The organism is Candidatus Poriferisodalis sp. (assembly GCF_965221945.1).
In the GTDB taxonomy this organism is placed as follows: Bacteria; Actinomycetota; Acidimicrobiia; order Acidimicrobiales; family Poriferisodalaceae; genus Poriferisodalis.
Map to the genome: position 1 here is coordinate 3,587,358 of NZ_OZ244925.1, position 17,493 is coordinate 3,604,850.

Genomic DNA, 17,493 nt, shown 5'->3' on the forward strand with positions numbered 1-17,493 from the left:
AGGCCTGTGGTCGCAGCGCTCAAGAAACAACACGGGGACAATCTGGCCATCATCGGCGCCCCGTTCCTCAGCAGCGGTGTCGATCACGACGACCTCTTGGGCTTCAGCCGACGGGTCGAAAACATCCCCCACCTTCTGGGAGCGAGCGGCCCATTCTTCACCCACCCAAGGGGGGGCACCTCCGTCTACTCAGGATCGTTGGTTCTTGTCCGCGCCGACGGGACTGTGACAGTACCCGTGACGACAGCGGTGCCGATCTTCATGATCCTTGATGCCCTCAGCACTGGGCGCCCGACCCGAACCGTCGCCCTGGCGGCAGGGAGAAATCATGCTTGCGCCCTCAAGCCCGGCGGCACCGTCGAGTGCTGGGGGGAAACCGGGAGCGATGTACTGGACGGGCCTGAGGGCACATTCACCACCGTGATCTCGCCCGCATGTTCCGGCGGGGGGTACTGGCGCGAGTGCATGAGCATGAGCCAGTCGGGACCGCTCGGAACTGACGGCACGTTCACAGCGATCTCGGCCGGCAACGAATTTTCCTGCGGTATCAGGGCCGATAGAACCGTCGTTTGTTGGGGCAGCAATGGCTCGGGTCAGTCGGATGCGCCCGAGGGCACGTTCACGACAATTTCGTCTGGCCATGAGCATTCGTGTGGTGTCAAGACCGGCGGGTCCATCGTTTGTTGGGGCCGCAATGGCGAGGGCCAGTCGGGTGCGCCCGAGGGCACGTTCACGGCGATTTCGTCTGGCCATGAGCATTCGTGTGGTGTCAAGACCGGCGGGTCCGTCGTTTGTTGGGGCCGCAATGGCGAGGGCCAGTCGGATGCGCCCGAGGGCACCTTCACAACGATCTCATCTGGCTACAAGCACTCGTGCGGCATCAAGACCGACCGAACCGTCGCCTGCTGGGGCGACAACGAAACAGGTCAATCGGACCCGCCCGAGGGCACGTTCACGACAATTTCGTCTGGCTACAGGCATTCGTGCGGTATCAAGACCGACCGAACCGTCGCCTGCTGGGGCAACCGCAGTTATCAGCCGGTGAAGCGGATTCCGCCGGGCCAGTTCACGCACGTTGCGGTGGCAACGTACTTCGGGCACTCGTACGCGATCAGCGCTGACGGAGTCGTGGAGTACGTGGTGTGGGGCTGATGAGCAGCAGCGGCGCTTCGCCTCGCTGTGCCAGGCCGTTGCGCCGGGTGGTGGCCGGGTTGTGCATCGCGGTGCTGGTGGCGGCCGGACTCGCGCCCGTAGATCCGGCGTCGGCGCAGTCGGGCGGTTCTGGTGTGGTGGTGATTGCGAATGGGTGGTCGGCGCCTGATGCGGGTGTCGCTGCGCCACTTGCCGGTCGTCTTGATGGCGTGATGCTGTATGCGTCGACGGAGTCGCTGGGATCGGCGACGGTGAGTGCATTGGGCAAGCTGGTGCCGTCGCGGGTGGTTCTGGTGGGCGGGGCTGCGGCGTTGTCCGCGGAGGTGGAGGCCGAGGTCAAGAGCCTGCTGCCCGGTGCGACGGTGGAGCGTCTCAGCGGCGCTGATCGATACGACACCGCGGCGCGTGCTGCGTCGGTTGAGCTGGCGGTTCCACAGAACCGTCCGGTCATCTTGGCCAACGGCTGGTCGCCGTCCGATGTTGGTACTGCTGCGCCGCTGGCGGCGAGGCTTGGCGGCAGTGTCCTGTACGCAGCGAGAGATGTTCTGGGGGCCCCGGCCGCCGAGGCGCTTGAGCAGTTCGCGCCGTCCCAGGTGATCATCGTGGGAGGCACGGGGGCACTGTCGGGCGACATCGACACCGCGTTGGCGGAGCTGTTGCCGGATGTGCCCACGCAGCGGTTCGCTGGCACCGACCGCATCGACACCGCGGCGCGGGCCGCGCTCTACGGGAACGCTCCCACTGGGCGGCCTGTGGTGATCGCGGACGGTTGGTCGACGCCAGACGTCGGCGTGGCCGCGCCGCTGGCGGCCGCGCTGGGCGGCAGCGCGCTGTTCTCCTACGAGGGCGCGCACGAATCGCTCTCGCATGCGCTCGACCAGCTCGTTCCTTCAGAGGTGGTGTTGGTGGGCAACTCCGTGCTCACCGATGGGCTCGCTGAGGACTTGGGCCGGCTCCCGCTGGACACCCCCCAGACCCGCATTACCGGTGCCGACCGGATCGAGATCGCCTCCGAGGCTGCCCTGCTCGCACACAGCCGCATCCTCCTCAGCCGCTACGACATCCAGAGCGACCCGGCGGAGGATCGGTCGAAGGTGCTGCGGCTCGCAGCCACGCGGATCAACGGCGAACTGCTCGACGTCTCGGAGTTCGCAGGCCGTGACGTGCTGGTGTGGTTCTGGTCGCCGTTCTGAGGCTTCTGCCGAAGGCACGCGCCTGCGGTCGCAGCGCTCAAGTCACAGCACGGAGACAATCTGGTCATCGTCGGCGTCACCAGCCGAACTTTCGACCACGCCGACCTCACGGCGTTCATCAGCGAGCACGGCCTCGAAGACGTCCCCACCATCATCAACCTGGGGGACCTGTCGTCTGTGTTCTTCGGTCATGGCGGAAGGTACGGCTGGAGTTCGTGGGCACTCATCCGCGCCGACGGGACTGAGATCTCAGCGGGGCAGGAGAGCGCGATGCCGGCATTCCTGATCGCCGATGCTCTCAGCACAGGGCATCCGACCCGAACGACCGCGGTCTCGGCTGGGCAGGACCACGTTTGCGCAATCAAACCCGGTGGCATCCTTGAGTGCTGGGGGGAGAACCGATATAGCCAGCTGGACACCCCCGATGGCAGGTTCACCGCGGTCTCGGCTGGTCAATACCACTCCTGTGGGATCAAGACCGATGGGACTGTTGCCTGCTGGGGAATCAACTGGCGGGGCCAGTCGGACGCGCCGAAGGGCACGTTCACAGCGGTCTCGGCCGGCAGCGACTTCTCATGCGGGATCAAGACCGACGGAGCCATCACGTGCTGGGGCAGCAGCGCTCAGGGCCGGTTGGAAGCGCCGGAGGGCACGTTCACAGCGGTCTCGGCAGGCCGTGATTTCTTGTGCGCGATCAAGTCTGACAGGTCCATCACCTGCTGGGGCAACAATGAGTACCAGTCATGCCAAAGCGGGACCGGCGGCACCGAGTGCACGGATGTCCGATCGAATCAGCTGGATGCGCCCGAGGGCGCGTTCACAGCGATTTCGGTCTCTGCGCCGAGTTCTGGAGGTCACGCCCATTCGTGTGCGATCAGGTCCGACGGGTCCGTCGCCTGCTGGGGCGACAATAGGTATGGCCAGCTGAAGGCGCCGACAGGCACATTCACTTCGGTCGCGGCTGGCAGCGGCCACTGGTCGACCAACGGCTATTCGTGCGGGATCAGGTCCGGCGGGACCATCGCCTGCTGGGGTGCAAACAGCTATGCAGCGAGACGGGTACCACCGGGCCGGTACACGCACATATCGCTCTCGGCGTATGGCGGACACTCCTATGCGATCAACACTGACGAAGGCGTGGAATACCTTCGATGGTGGTGACAACCGGCAGCGCTCGATCGACGCGTCGGCTACGACGTCCAGTCGTCGCTGTAGCGGGCGCCTTGGTCTGCGCCTCTGTCCTGGTTGGCTGTGGCAGCGGTGACGGACGAGAGCCCACCGATGTAGGTGTAGACGTTCCGACGACGCGTGCCGACAACACGGTGCCGGCTGAAGGTGCCGCTGTGACTGGCGAGGTCGGCGTGGCGGATCAGTCAGATCCCGACCAGCCCTCAGCAGGTGAGGTGACAGACGCAGATGAGCGTGTCGCCGGGCTCGAAGGCTCCGATGATCTCGGCGATGGCATCGAGACAGATGTTGTCGAGACAATCGTCGATGAGCCCGACGATCCAACCGCAGATGAGCCCGACGACGTCGAGGACGTAGTGGAACACGATGACGCCGAGGATTTCGACGTTGACGACGGAGACACGATCACCGTCAGCCCTGTGGACGACGATGACGTCCCGAGCGACGATGGCCAGGACAGCGACGGCCGAGGCGGCAGCTCGAACGAAGCCGCGGACGCCGACGAACTCAGCGACGATGCGGCCAGCGACGATTCGCTCCCGGATGCAGAGGAGGAAGCAGCAGTCGACGACACGCCGTCCGACGATGAGGTGTCAACTGAGTCCGACACGGCGAGCGACTCGCCCGAAGAAGCACCTGCGGTCCTTGTCGAGGACCGTGAGCAAGTGCTTCAGCTGGTGGCGCATCGGCTCAACGGCGAGTTGTTCGATGTCTCGTCGCTCGTCGGCCGCGATGTCCTGCTGTGGTTCTGGTCGCCGCTCTGAGCGGAGTGCCAAGGTGAAGCGCCTGCGGTCGCAGCGCTGAAAGCACAGCACGGGGACAGCTTGACCCTCATCGGCATACCGGGCAAAGACAGTCGCGACGACATGGTCCGGTTCGTCAGCGGCTTCGGCCTCGAGAACATCCCCCATCTTCCCGACGACTCCGCGGGCTTGTGGGACAAGTTCGACGTGAAGTTCGTCAGCTATTGGGTGCTGGTCCGTACCGACGGCACCGAGGAACGATCAGCCGGCGCTCTCCCCGAACACCTCGTCGCCGACGCACTCTCTGCAGGCTGAACGCATCTTCGGTGTGATGTGAGCTGAACGGCCACTGAGGGGACTCATCGCGCTGGCCGCGATGTCGGCCCGGTTATGGTCTTGTTCTTCGATCCAAACCGTGCCAGGCAGGGCCATGACCTCAACGCCAACGTCCATCGAGGCACACAGAGCGCGTCGCGTCGCAGGCGGGAACCGGCTACGGCTAGTCATGGTGCTGGCCATCGTTGCGATGGTCGCGGCGGGGCTGCCCCACGCGGCAGCCGCGCCGGGAGACATGCACACCTACTCGGGCACGATTACCGGTGAGAACGGCAGTGCGCTCAGCGGGATTACCGTCAGCGTCTTCTGTTTTTCGTGTGGTGATGAACAAGTCGATCTGACGGGCAATCAGCGCCGCCCCCGCATTTCACGTTCCGAGCTCATGGGGGAGGACGTGACTGATTCATCAGGCAACTGGTCGGTCACCGTCGCTAAACCTTCCGACCGCTGGGATCAACCACTCATCCTCGCCTGGGATCCTGCTGGCAACCTCGCGCCGACAGTCCTGAACGTCGACAGCGAATGGGCCACTACCACTGGAGTGGATAGCACGCTCGCTGACGGAGGCAAGTTGTCGGGCCGCATCCTCGCGGACGGCGCTGCGCCGCCTGTCGGCGTCTACGGAATCTCAATCAAGCTGGAGAGCCTGAGTCAGGGCAAGTTCGGATTCTTGCGCTATCCGCTCGAGATCGGCGATGACGGCAGCTTTGCCACACCCGCTCTGCCCGATGGAGAGGTCATGCTGGTACTGCCCAGCGATCTTCCGGAACCGTACGCCGGAGCGACGTGTTACTCCACTCCCTTATACGACCTCATTGACGAGGCGCATCGAGATTTTCCGACGCTCGCCACGATCTCGAGCGGTCAAGATGCCAACGTAGACTTCGAGCTGCCGAAGAGAGCCGCCCTGTCAGGACGAGTCACCGACACTTCGGGTACCGGCCTGGGGGGCATCCGCATCGTCACGAGTCCAAGCGGCATTGCGAGCGGCGGCTTCGCAGCACTGACCTTGGACGATGGCACGTATAGCTTCCGCCGCTGCAGTGGCTCATCTGGCGCATTCCAGATCCGCTTCTTCGCGGCTGACGGACGCTATGCGCCCGAGTGGTACGACGACAGGCTGAATCCATGGGCAGGGGCGTCATACATTTCCGGTCGACCTGGTGCGCACCGGTCGGATGTCAACGCACAGCTGTCGCTTGCTGGTGCCGTGTCTGTGCGAGTCGTGGATTCGCTGGGTTTTCCGGTTCCCGGCGCGTCAGTCTCGTTGTGCAGATCGGACTCTGAGGACTCCGACGCCATCCCGAATTGCCTGCGGTCGCGGACAGCCTCGTCGGGTTCGACAGAAGTTGTGGACGTGCCCGCAGACGATTATGACGTGATCGTCTACCCGCGCGGCGGCGGAAGCGTCACGGCGTCGCTGACCCTGCCCGAAGGCGGCCGTGAACAAGTCGACGTTGTCGTCACTGCCGGGGGCAGAATCAGCGGCGTCGTCACTGACAGCTCGGGTGAACCGATCTCGGGCTTCCCGGTGATCTTCCGTGGGAACTCCGGATATTCGTACGATGCCGTCACAGATGGGGACGGCTTCTACGTTTCGCCACTGATGAGTGCGGGCGACTATTCGGTCTCGTTTGGCGGGGCCCGTAACGTCTACCCGCCTGGAGGGATTGAAACACGTGAATCCATAGCGGTTGTCGACGCCACAATGACAACCGATGTCGATGCCCGTCTCAGTGTCGGGTACATCACCGGCACGGTCACCTCCGGCGGCTCGCCCGTGGGTGATGCGCGGGTCGCTGTAGCACCGTCAGGCCGTTCTAGGCAGGCATTGTCTGTGATGACTGCTTTGGACGGGACGTATCGACTCGCCGCTGCTGCGGGTGAGTACTCCGTGCACTTCTCATCTGCCTGGCATGTAGCGCAGTACTATGACGGACGCGCAGAACTGAGCGATGCCGGTCCGGTGACCGTCGCAGTGTCCGCTGCGACGAGCGGCATCGATGCCAACCTGACGGCCATCCCGCGGGCCGTGGCGCCTCCAGTGGGCACCGACGTCACCGGTGCATCATCGGCTCAAGGGGGCATTCCAAGCTTCCGCTCCAGCGACGCGATCACCATCACCCATCAAGGTTGCATGGACGGCAACGCGTCATTGAGGGTGTCGGACATCGAGTCGGGCCAGTCGACGTGGCACGGGATGAGCGAAGAGCCCGCGGGATCAGGCACCTACGTGGCCTCGATCGCGTCCGCCAGCGAGCTTCAAGCAGTGGGCCGAGGGCACGTGACGATCAATATGAACTGTGCAGGAACCACGGAGACGGTCGAGTTCAGCATCTATATCGATCCGTCGGGGGTGGTGCAGGATCAGAACGGCAAGCCGGTCGAGGGTGCAACCGTGACGCTGATGCGAGAGAACCCCGACACGGCGGTGGCCGACTTTGAGGCTGTCGCCGATGGCTCGGCCCTGATGGATCCCACGGTCAACAGCACGAACCCTGACGTGACCGGCGCTGACGGGCAATTCCGCTGGGACGTGGTAGCGGGGCTGTGGAAGGTGCGTGCCCAAGCGCCGGGCTGTCATGCCGCGGGGGATTCAGCGACGGCGTACGTCGAGACGGCCGAGTTGGTGGTTCCGCCGCCTCGTCTGGGCTTGGTGCTGGAGCTCGAATGCGAGGGCACTTCGGAGAGTTCGCTGGTCGTCGCCAACGGCGGATCGCTGTCCGATATCGGCACAGCAGCCTCGTTGGTGGCCGCGGGACTGGGTGATGCGGTGGTGTTCGCCGAGTCGGCTGGCTCGCTGGGCAGCGCCGTTGCCGAGGTGGTCGCTCAGCAGCAGCCCGGGAGGGTCCTGCTCGTCGGGGGAGCTGCCGCGCTCGCCCAGAGCGTCGCGGATGAGATCTCCCGTCTCGCCACCGGGGTGCAGGTGGATCGCCTGTCGGGCGCCGACCGGATCCACACCGCTGCGCTGGCCGCCCAGCGTGTGCTCGCAGAGGCGACGGACCCGTCGGTGGTGATCGCGAATGGCTGGTCGCTGTCCGACGTGGGCACAGCGGCGTCCGCTGTGGCTGCGGGCCGTGCTGACGCGGTGCTGTATGCGCAGGCTGGATCTCTCGGGGACTCCACCCGGGACGTTCTCGATGAGCACCGGCCCACGCAGGTGTTGATCGTCGGCGGAGCCAGGGCGCTCAGTGCCGAAGTCGCCGCTGCCGCACAGGAAGCTGCAGGCGGAACCCAACCCGAGCGCCTGGGCGGTGCCACCCGGGTCGAGACTGCTGCCGGGTCAGCCCGGCACGCATTCGGACAAGGGGCCACCATCGCAGTGATCGCGAATGGCTGGTCGCTGCCAGATGTCGGCATCGCCGCATCCCTGGCCGCAGCGCTCGACGGCGCCGCTGTTCTGTATACCGAACAGAGCGAGCTGGGCGACATCACCGCTGGGCTGCTCACCGAGCACCAGCCGACGCACATCGTGCTCGTCAACACGGTCGAGCCGGCTGATCGCGCCTTGAGAACACGGATCGCCGAACTCGCACCCCAGGCCACGGTCACCTACGTGACCGCAGCCACAGCATCAACCCAGTTCGCACTTCACCCCACAAGCTGAATCAGCGTTCGGCACACGATGAGCGCGACCGCGACGTCTCGCCACCGGGGCAAGAGCGGCCAACAGTTGCGCAGGGGCGCTGCCGCGGCAGTGATCGCAATGGTCGTGGCCGCCACCGTGCTTGCGATGCCGGAACCCGCAGCCGCACGAGCCGCTCAGCCATCGATTGCCGACGTGACGGTCACCCGCTACGGCGGCGCTGACCGTTACGCCACGTCGTTGGCGGTGGCCGAGGCCTATGCGCGCGAGGCGGGTGGCAAGCTCGACACAGTCGTACTGGTGTCCGGCGAGAGTTGGACATCTGCCGTCGTAGCAGCGCCCTACGCCGCGAAGCTCGGGGCGCCGCTGCTTATGACACCGCCCGATGAGCTGCGGGATGACGCAGCTGAGTTCCTGCAGCGAGTGGGCGTATCGACTGTGCACTTGCTGAGAACCTACGGCACCGACGACTTCATCGGCTTCGAAGTCGACGTAGCCCTCACCGCGCACCTAGGCATCGACATCGAGTACATCATCGGCGGCGATGAGTACATCACCGCTTCTACGGTCGCCGACAAGATGGGCGACGCAGGTGTCATTCCCGGTTTCGGCCGCACTGCGATTGTCGCCAATGGCGAGGTGTTTGCTGACGCACTCGTAGCCGGTCCCTTTGCCGCACGCGGCGGCCATCCGATCTTGCTCACCCCACGTGACCGATTGGACTTGAGTGCTCGTGCTGGGTTGGCGAAGGCGAAGGCAGAGCACGTCATCGTGATGGGTGGCACCGCGGCGATCAGTGAGGAGGTCGAGGAGTCCATCACAGAATCTGGGATGTCGGTGACGAGACTTGCTGGTCGCACGAGGTACGAAACAGCGATCAAGGCCGCGAATTTCATTCGGAACCGCTACGGCGACACAGCCGGCCAAGAGTGCTTCACGACCCGGCGGATCGGGGTGGCGCGGGCGGGGGTGCCGTTCGATTCGTTCAGTTCGGGTCCGCTGCTGGGTCGTCTCTGCGCGCCGCTCGTGCTCGCCGATCCCAGCCTTGTCCCGGCGGCAACTGCTTCGCATCTTGACCAGGTACGGGTCTGGACAGCCTCGGGCGGCTCGCCGTCGCTTCAAGCGATCATCTTCGGCGGCGAGGCGGCGGTGTCAAGTGCGGGATTGACGAGCTACCTCGAGGCCGAGCGTGACACCGCGTTCACGGGCATCGTGACGGTCGGCACACGACCCATCGGCGGCTGCGGTGGTGCGATTTCCGATGGTCCGACCCGGATTCTCGATCAGCGTGTGCAGGATCCGGCTTGGTCCCCGGACTGCACGAAGATCGTTTACGCCAAGGGCGGCCAGTTGTGGACAATGGACCGTGACGGCACCCAGCTGCAGATGCTCGTCGGCCATGACGACGGCCGTGTTGCGGACCCGGACTGGTCGCCCGACGGCACCCGGATTGTGTACCACACCCAAGTACTTGAACCGGGTACGAATTCGACGTCTCATGTCTGGGTCGCCTCAATCGATGGCACCGGAACCAGCCAGTTGACCTTCGGCGATGTGTCGGACGATTCGCCTTCGTGGTCACCCGATTCAGCGCAAATCGCGTTCCGGCGTATTCGGGGCGCAGGACTAGATGTGCAAGGTCAACTCGTCAACGCCCAATTCGATCTCGTCACGATGCGGTCGTCGGGCTTCAACCCAGTGGTGCGCACGGCTTTCGGGGAGGTCGGTGGGTCTACGAAGCAGTCCACAGACCCCGTCTGGTCTCCGAAGTGGTCGCCCAGCGGCGACCGCATCGCTTTTGTTTCCCCAGCAGGATTCGTGTATGTCATCGCGCCGGATAGCTCACGGGCCCGTCCGGTCGCCAGTGCAGCCAACCCCGGCAATGGTCTGTCATGGTCGCCCGACGGCGACCGAATAGCGTTCGTCCGCGCAGCTTCGCAAGGGTCCTACATCGTGATCGCCGATGTCGATGGTCTCGACGAAGAAACCGTGACAGACTCGGTTGGAGGCCATCCAGCGCCGGACTGGTCTCCCGACGGGCAGCGGATCCTCTTTTCTTCTGGAAAGTTCGTTTCAGCAACAGGAGCGCGCGGAACACCGATTCCAGTGGGCGCCCGCGAATGCCGCCCCCAAGGTGTCATGGGTGACACAACGGCGGGATTCCCGCTCCAAGACTCGGTGCCCACCACGGGCGTTGTTCGTGTCGCCGTGTTGTTCATGGACTTCCCCGATGCGCAGGCTGAACACTCCACGTATCGCGAAGCCGAACTCGGTTTGCCGCGGATTGAGACTTACCTCGAGACCGTCAGTTACGGAAAGCTCGATGTCGAGTTCGTGCCGTTGCATCGATGGCTACGAGCGGAGCGAGACTGGGATGCATACATCGCTCGTACGCCGCTCGGATTTGCTCTAGGCCAGGAGGCGTCCGCGCATGCGGTCGCGTTAGCCGACGGCGAATTCGACTTCTCAACGGTGGATCTCGCGTTGTCGGTGTTTCCAAGCAGCCACTTTGGCGGCGGGAACGCCGGGGGTACCGCTGTCGCTGACGGTGTGACGGTCACAACTACGCGAGTGAACACCATTGAGCTCCGCGTGGGGCCTCGGCAGTTACAGGACTGGGGGACCATCGGCCGTCACGAAATTGCCCACAGCCTCGGGTTGGTCGACATGTACAGCTACGAGAGCCGCCTGTTTCCCGAGCTACCTGAAGGGCACCGATGGGGCCGTTCCGGATTCGGACCGATGGGACTTGGCGCGAGATTCGCAGTCCATCAGGACGATGACATTTGGAGAGTGGGTGGCTCCGAAATGCTGGCGTGGAATCGGTGGCAGCTCGGTTGGCTGTCCGAGTCGCAGGTGCACTGCCTCAGCGGCAACAGAACGACGGTGAAGCTATCGCCAGTGGCGCAACCGGGCGATGGGGTTGCCATGGCGGCGGTACCGGTCAACACGCAAGGGGTTCTTGTAGTCGAGAGCAGACGCCCTCTTGGATTCGACAGCGTGCCGACCGAATCCAGTGGAACCCATGATGGGAACGGGGTACTGGTGTACACCGTCGATGCAGCATTCCAGACGGGTGATCTGCCCATCAAGATCGCCGGCGATTCCGGCGACGGTTACGTCGATTATCTCCCGTTGCTCCAGCCGGGCGACTCGGTCAGAGTCCGCGGCTACACCGTCACTGTCACCGCCGACGACGGCGACACACACACAGTCACGATCACTCGCAGCAGTTGACGATGTCGCGGAGACGATCCACTCGGGGCCGAGTTCCGGTCAGAGGCGAAGTGATGTGAAACGGCTGCGCCGGGGCGCTGTTGCGGCGGTCGGATGCCTCGTGGTCAGCGGCGCACTTGCCGTGGTGCCACCGGTCGCGACGCATCCCGCAGCAGCACTGAACGTCTCCGAATCGGTCTTGGTGGTGGCGTTGGGAACGTCGCTGCCTGATGTGGGCACTGCGGCATCGCTGGTGGCTGCGGGCGAAGGCGAAGCCGTGGTTCTCGCCGAAGCGGTGGACGAACTCGGCGCGGGCGGAGCTTTGATCATCGCGGACCAGCAGCCGGACCGCATCTTGGTGGTGGGCGGCGCCAGCGCCGTCGGTCCGGGTGTTGTGAGCGAGTTGCGCTCCTTGGCGCCGGGCGTCGACATCGACCGGCTGTCCGGCAGCAATCGCATACATACGGCCGCGTTGGCTGCTGCGCGAGCGCTGCGGGGCTCTGGGTCGGTCACGGTGGTGCTTGCGAACGGCTGGTCGTTGCCCGATGTGGGCGCGGCGGCCTCCGCGGTGGCGTCGGGTGCTGCAGACGCAGTGCTGTATTCCAGCCGGGACGCGCTTGGCGAGTCGACCCGCCAGGTGCTGGCCACACATCGGCCGGTTCGCATACTGGTGGCCGGCGGTGCCGCGGCGGTGTCGGCCGATGTTCTGGCCAGCGCGACCGAGTCTGCGGGGGTCGTCCAGACGGAGCGGCTCGGCGGCACGACCCGGGTGGAGACAGCGGCGCTCGTCGCGCAGCACGCCCTGGACGGCGGTGCCACGACGGCGGTGCTCGCAAACGGCTGGTCGTTGGGTGACGTCGGCATTGCGGCCTCATTGGCGGCGGCGCTGCCGGACAGCGTCGTGCTGTATGCCGACCCGAATGCGATCGGTGCTGCGACCGAAACAGCGCTGACCGGGCACTCGATTGATCACGTGTTCCTCGTCGGTGCCGTAGACGCCGCGACGACGCAGCTCTTGGCCGACATCGGGTCCAAGTTGGGTGTGACACAGATCACCGAAGCAACGCACACGTCCCTGCACGCACTGGGAGCGGCCGCGCCTGCAAGCCAGTCGCGCTTCATCGCGGTCAGCGCCGCTTCGTCGTTCGCATGCGGCATCGAGCCCGATGGCACGGTGGAGTGCTGGGGCAACAACGGTCGGAACGACGCAGCGGCTCCTGCCGGGACGTTTTCCTCGCTCTCCGCCGGACAGAACTACTCCTGCGGATTGCGCTTGGACGGCACGGTCTCTTGTTGGCTGTTCGACGGCAGCGATAGGCCGGCCGCACCGTCTGGCGTGTTTGCCGCAGTCTCGGTCGGGAGCACCAACTCGTGCGGCCTGCGACCCGACGGCACGGTCGAGTGCTGGGGCAGCACGTACAGCGGCGTCAACGATGTTCCCGACGGGTCCTACACCGAGATCACCGTCGGGCGAGATCATGCGTGCGGCCTCCGAACCGATGGCTCCATCGAGTGCTGGGGCGACGACGACGGCGGCGAGACGATGGCACCCGCGGGAGCGTTCGACTCCGTGGCTGCTGCACGCAGCGGAGACGACACGTGCGGCGTTCGGCCGAACGGCACAGTGGAGTGCTGGGGCCGGCGGTACCAGGGCGACAACGCATTCGAGGTTCCGCCCGGAGCGTTCCGCTCTGTCATTCCCAACGTGAATCATGCGTGCGGCATCAGGACGGACAGCTCGGTGGAGTGCTGGGGCACCAACTCCAACGGCCAGCTCGGCGCACCGCACGGCGCCTACTGGGCGGTCAGCCTCGGCTTCCAGCACACCTGCGGTCTGCGCCTCGATGGCACCGTCGTGTGCTGGGGCGAGAACAACCGGGGGCAACTGGAGGTGCCCCAACGCGACGACGCACCGCGCCTCGCGCCGCGGCTGTCATCGGACGCTGCCTGGGTTGTCGGCATCGGCACTCTCGTCGAAGTGGACGTGAGTTTCCCCCGTGCCGTGGACGGACTGGAGGTGGACGACTTCGACATCGTCAATGGCGACGCGACAGCGCTGGAGGGATCCGGCGTGAGCTATCGGGTGACGGTGGTCGCGAGGTCGCCGGGAACCGTGGTGGTCCGCGTACCCGAACGAGCAGCCCATGACCGGCTCGGCTACGGCAACGAGAAGTCCCAACCTGTGGCGATCACCGTCACGGACAGCGGTGCTGGTTCAGCCTTGGGTTTGGACACGTGGAATCGCGATGCCGCGCTTGCCGCGTATGAGGCCGAGTACGAGCGTGGGGAGCCCGATTGGGGCTACACCGGCAACGTGGCGGACTGCGTAGCGGGATCCACCAGCCAGGAATTCCGCGACAGCATGATCCAGCGAGTCAACTGGTTCCGCCGCATGGCGGGGCTGACCACCGTCACCGAGAACAGCGGTTTCTCGTCAACCGCCCAGCACACCGCGCTGATGATGGCCGCACAGGGCTCGCTCTCGCATTATCCCGGCAACGACTGGAAGTGCTACTCCGAAACGGGCGCGTTGGGGGCTCGTTCGAGCAACATCTTCCTCGGCGTTTCCGGCCTGCGCTCCATCGACGGCTACATCCAGGACTCCGGTGCCAACAACCTGAGGGTGGGGCACCGCACGTGGATCTTGCTGCCGCAGCAGACGATGATCGGCACCGGAGACGTCCCCGACATGCGCGGCGTCCACAGGGCCAGCAATGCCCTGTATGTGTTCGGGCCTCGGTCGTCGACTCGTGAGGTTCGCGAGCAGCGCGGCTTCGTCGCATGGCCTCCGCCCGGATACGTCCCGTACACATCGGTGTGGGGACGTTGGTCGTTCGGTCTGGCCGCGTTCGAATGGCAGTGCAGCCAGCGAGCCCTCTGGCAGTGCCGCCCTGATGTCTCCGGCGCGACAGTTGCGATGATCGATGAGTCCGGTCCCGTGGACATCGAGATCATCGCGAGAGCGGATCTGCTGACCGACGCAACGATCGTGTGGGCAGTCGCAGGCGACACCAACTCGGGCCGGCACGAAGAACCGGTCGACGGCGAGCGCTGCTACACAGTGTCCATCAGCGGCGTGCGCGTCGACGGCACCGTCCAAGACCCATACGAGTACATGACCTGCGTCATCGACCCCGACACTGAGGCTTAGTCACGTGCCAGGCGTGCTTCGGGGGCTCTGCGTGGCGGTGTGTTCGACCGTCTTGGCTGCATCGATGCTCGCGGCGCCGTCGGCGGCGCAGGCCAATGCGGGCTCCACCCTGATCGTTGCCAACGGCGGCTCGTTGTCAGATGTCGGCACGGCTGCGTCGCTCGTCGCCGCTGGCGGGGGTGATGCCGTGGTCTTCGCCGCATCCGCTCACGCCTTGGGTGAGCGATCCGCCGCCGTGGTGGCCAGGTTCGCTCCTGACCGGGTGGTCATGGTGGGCGGGACTGCCGCGCTGACCGACGCCATCTATGGCGAGCTGAGGCGTCTGGTGCCACGAGTGGCGATCTCGCGTCACGCCGGTGCGGATCGGATCGACACAGCGGCCCGTGCTGCTGCGGGCTCGCTCACCGGCGCCACCGCACCGACGCTCGTGGTCGCGAACGGGTGGTCGCTGTCCGATGTGGGGACTGCGGCGTCGGCGGTCGCGACCGGCCGCGGCGACGCTGTGCTCTATTCGGAGAGCGACGACCTAGGGGCACCGACCCGTGAGCTGCTGAGGGAGTCGCAGCCGGGTCGAGTGCTTCTGGTCGGCGGAGCGGCCGCGCTCGCTGAGAGCGTCGCGGAAGAGATCCGTGCCTTGGCGCCAGGAGCAACGGTGGAACGTCTGGGGGGCGCAACGCGCATCGACACCGCAGCACTGTCAGCTCAACGCGCGCTCGAGGCTGGAGCGACCCACGCGGTCGTGGCCTATGGCTGGTCCGAGACCGACATCGGGATCGCGGCCGCACTGGCTGCGTCCGACGGCAGCAGCGCTGTGCTCTATGCGGCGTCCTCCGACGCCCTCGGAACGGCCACGGCGGAGCTGCTGCGGGAGCACCGACCCAGCACCGTCACGCTGGTCGGGGCGCCCGAGGCACTTGCCGCTGCTATCGAGGCTGAGATAGCCGGGCTTGCGCCTGAAGCGGAGGTTCGGCGCCTGGGCAGCCTCGACGTCGCCGCCTCGGCTGGGCTTGCAGCAGCCGATGCCGCGTTCCGTTTCATCCAGGCCGACTCAGAGGCTGACGTGCCGACGGCCAATGCCGGAACTCATGTGCCAGAGCCCCTTCCGGAGCACTGGCTCGACCGCCTCAACGCCTACCGCGCCGCGTCGGGCCTGCTGCCGGTCACAGAGAACTCCGAATGGTCTGCGGGCATCGTGAAGCACCTTGAGTACCTGCGAATAGAAGGGCCCTTCGGAGACCCGACCCAGGCGTCGAGCCATCATCGCGAAGACCCCACAAGCCCGCACTTCACCATCGAGGGGCATCGCGGCGGACAGAGCTCGAACCTGTCGTATGCGAACCGGACTGACGCCGATGGGATCGACAGTTGGATGCGAGCGCCCTTCCACGGAGCAGCGATGCTGTACCCGCTCTTGGAAAGGGTTGCGCTCGGTCGCTCTGAACGACCTGATGGCCGCTTCGACCACGGACTCGATGTGATTCGCGGGCGATCCGGCAGCACGCATTCAGAAACCGTCGTGTTTCCCGGGGCTGGCAGCTGGGTGCCGCTCACGCGCTTCACCGGCGAGCGTCCCAATCCGCTGGACCACTGCCCTGGCTATCAGGAGCGGCCAAGTGCTGGGCTGCCGTTGATCATCCTGTTCCCGACGAGCTTTCGTTTCGCTGCGGGAGCAACGGCCGAACTGCGAGGCGCCAGCGGCCAGCACTTCCGCACGCTCGACGGCAACCTGTGCAGCGTCCACGCGGCGAGCAACAGGATCTTCCTCATAGCGAACGAAGCCCTGGAGCCTGGCGAGTGGAAGGCGACGTTCCGCATCCGCACGGGCCAGTCACTGACGTGGTGCTTCGGCGTCTATGAGGCCTCGGCGGCCTCGGTCCCGCTCAGGCGGCTAGCGGGCTGTGAGGCATTCTCCAGCCGCCCGACGCTGCAATCGTCTGACTCCGGCGGCGCAGCAGACGCCGGCCAGTCGTCCGATGCTTACACCGCCGTCAGCGCCGCCGATGCCGTCGGCCACATCAGCATCTGCGTGCTGCGAGCCGACGGCTTCGTCGAGTGCAGCGGTCGAGGACAGGCGAGGAATATTCCCGATGGTCCATTTGTCGCTGTTGGCGCAGGCCCTTCGGGATCATGCGGCCTGCGCCCCGATGGGAGGATCGAGTGTTGGGGCGACCTCTACAGCGGTCAGACGTTCGGCGGCATACCAGAGGTGCCACAGGGCACATTCACGGTGCTCGACGTGGGCCGCCAGCACTCATGCGCAGTCCGCAGCGATGGCGCGATCAGGTGCTGGGCTGACAACTACGGCAACGACTACGGCCAGGCAGACCCGCCAGCGGGGACATTCACCGATGTCGCGGTCGGCTGGTCCCACACCTGCGGCCTCCGTGTCGGCGGCGCCGTCGAGTGCTGGGGCGGCGAACCGTACCTGCCGGAGATTCTGCAAGCGCCGTCCGGCAGCTTCACAGCGATTACTGCCGGCAGCTCGCATACCTGCGGCCTGCGTGCCGACGGCACCGTTCACTGCTGGAGCGGATTCAGCAATGACGAGACGGTCGTCACACCAGCGGGCGAGTTCACGGCCATTTCTTCTGGCCGACGCCACGTCTGCGGGATCCGCCCCAACGGAACCGTGGAGTGCTGGGGCGGTGGCATCTACACCGAACTGGACGCACCCGCGGGCCACTTCATCTCCATAGCCGCAGGCGAAGCATTCTCGTGCGGCATCCGCGCCAACGGCGAGCTCGAATGCTGGGACGGCTCCGAGAACCGGCGCTGACTCATCGCGCGTGACCTCGTGTTCACACCGCTTCATTTGTCGCGCACCGTCGAGATCTCGACTCGCCGGGGCGTGTAACTGCTGATCAACCGAAAATGTGACGACAGCCGCTCGGGGGGGCTGCGGTAGCATTCGAAATGTAGGAGGCCGTA

At 65.5% G+C, this 17,493-nt stretch carries 10 protein-coding genes; 9 read left to right on the plus strand and 1 reads right to left on the minus strand.

Features of this window, described 5'->3' with window-relative positions; genetic code table 11:
* Positions 1 to 6: 6 nt before the first annotated feature.
* Positions 7 to 1,152 carry an RCC1 domain-containing protein gene (locus tag ACOQPH_RS16830; protein WP_420622465.1) on the plus strand — a complete coding sequence of 382 codons (1,146 nt, stop codon included), beginning with the start codon at positions 7 to 9 and terminating at the stop codon, positions 1,150 to 1,152.
* Positions 1,152 to 2,345 (plus strand): cell wall-binding repeat-containing protein, encoded by a 1,194-nt coding sequence (locus tag ACOQPH_RS16835; protein WP_420622466.1) that lies wholly within the window; start codon positions 1,152 to 1,154, stop codon positions 2,343 to 2,345. The genes ACOQPH_RS16830 and ACOQPH_RS16835 overlap by 1 nt, the downstream gene beginning before the upstream one ends.
* A gap of 42 nt (positions 2,346 to 2,387) precedes the next feature.
* On the opposite strand, the gene ACOQPH_RS16840 is transcribed toward ACOQPH_RS16835, so the two are convergent.
* A complete protein-coding gene (locus ACOQPH_RS16840) occupies positions 2,388 to 2,537 on the minus strand; it encodes a hypothetical protein (RefSeq protein ID WP_420622467.1) in 150 nt (49 codons plus the stop codon).
* A gap of 78 nt (positions 2,538 to 2,615) precedes the next feature.
* On the opposite strand from ACOQPH_RS16840, the gene ACOQPH_RS16845 reads away from it, so the two are divergent.
* The 7 genes from ACOQPH_RS16845 (at position 2,616) to ACOQPH_RS16875 (ending at position 17,341) form a co-directional block, all read left to right on the plus strand.
* Entirely contained in the window at positions 2,616 to 3,506 is an 891-nt protein-coding gene (locus ACOQPH_RS16845) for an RCC1 domain-containing protein (RefSeq protein ID WP_420622468.1), read from the plus strand.
* A gap of 182 nt (positions 3,507 to 3,688) precedes the next feature.
* A complete protein-coding gene (locus ACOQPH_RS16850; RefSeq protein ID WP_420622469.1) occupies positions 3,689 to 4,297 on the plus strand; it encodes a hypothetical protein in 609 nt (202 codons plus the stop codon).
* Between the two features lie 60 nt (positions 4,298 to 4,357).
* Positions 4,358 to 4,591 (plus strand): hypothetical protein, encoded by a 234-nt coding sequence (locus ACOQPH_RS16855; RefSeq protein WP_420622470.1) that lies wholly within the window; start codon positions 4,358 to 4,360, stop codon positions 4,589 to 4,591.
* Positions 4,592 to 4,706: 115 nt separating this feature from the next.
* Positions 4,707 to 8,219, plus strand: coding sequence for a carboxypeptidase regulatory-like domain-containing protein (locus ACOQPH_RS16860; RefSeq protein ID WP_420622471.1), 3,513 nt, complete (start codon positions 4,707 to 4,709; stop codon positions 8,217 to 8,219).
* 18 nt (positions 8,220 to 8,237) lie between these two features.
* Positions 8,238 to 11,435 carry a cell wall-binding repeat-containing protein gene (locus tag ACOQPH_RS16865; protein ID WP_420622472.1) on the plus strand — a complete coding sequence of 1,066 codons (3,198 nt, stop codon included), beginning with the start codon at positions 8,238 to 8,240 and terminating at the stop codon, positions 11,433 to 11,435.
* A gap of 55 nt (positions 11,436 to 11,490) precedes the next feature.
* Complete coding sequence (locus ACOQPH_RS16870) at positions 11,491 to 14,565, plus strand: cell wall-binding repeat-containing protein (RefSeq protein ID WP_420622473.1); 3,075 nt, start codon at positions 11,491 to 11,493, stop codon at positions 14,563 to 14,565.
* A gap of 4 nt (positions 14,566 to 14,569) precedes the next feature.
* Complete coding sequence (locus tag ACOQPH_RS16875) at positions 14,570 to 17,341, plus strand: cell wall-binding repeat-containing protein (protein WP_420622474.1); 2,772 nt, start codon at positions 14,570 to 14,572, stop codon at positions 17,339 to 17,341.
* Positions 17,342 to 17,493: the final 152 nt, after the last annotated feature.

Coding starts and splice junctions, on each gene's coding strand:
- ACOQPH_RS16835 (WP_420622466.1), top strand. CDS start 1,152: ATGAGCAGCAGCGGCGCTTCGCCTCGCTGTGCCAGGCCGTTGCGCCGG.
- ACOQPH_RS16840 (WP_420622467.1), bottom strand. CDS start 2,537: ATGACCGAAGAACACAGACGACAGGTCCCCCAGGTTGATGATGGTGGG.
- ACOQPH_RS16845 (WP_420622468.1), top strand. CDS start 2,616: ATGCCGGCATTCCTGATCGCCGATGCTCTCAGCACAGGGCATCCGACC.
- ACOQPH_RS16860 (WP_420622471.1), top strand. CDS start 4,707: ATGACCTCAACGCCAACGTCCATCGAGGCACACAGAGCGCGTCGCGTC.
- ACOQPH_RS16865 (WP_420622472.1), top strand. CDS start 8,238: ATGAGCGCGACCGCGACGTCTCGCCACCGGGGCAAGAGCGGCCAACAG.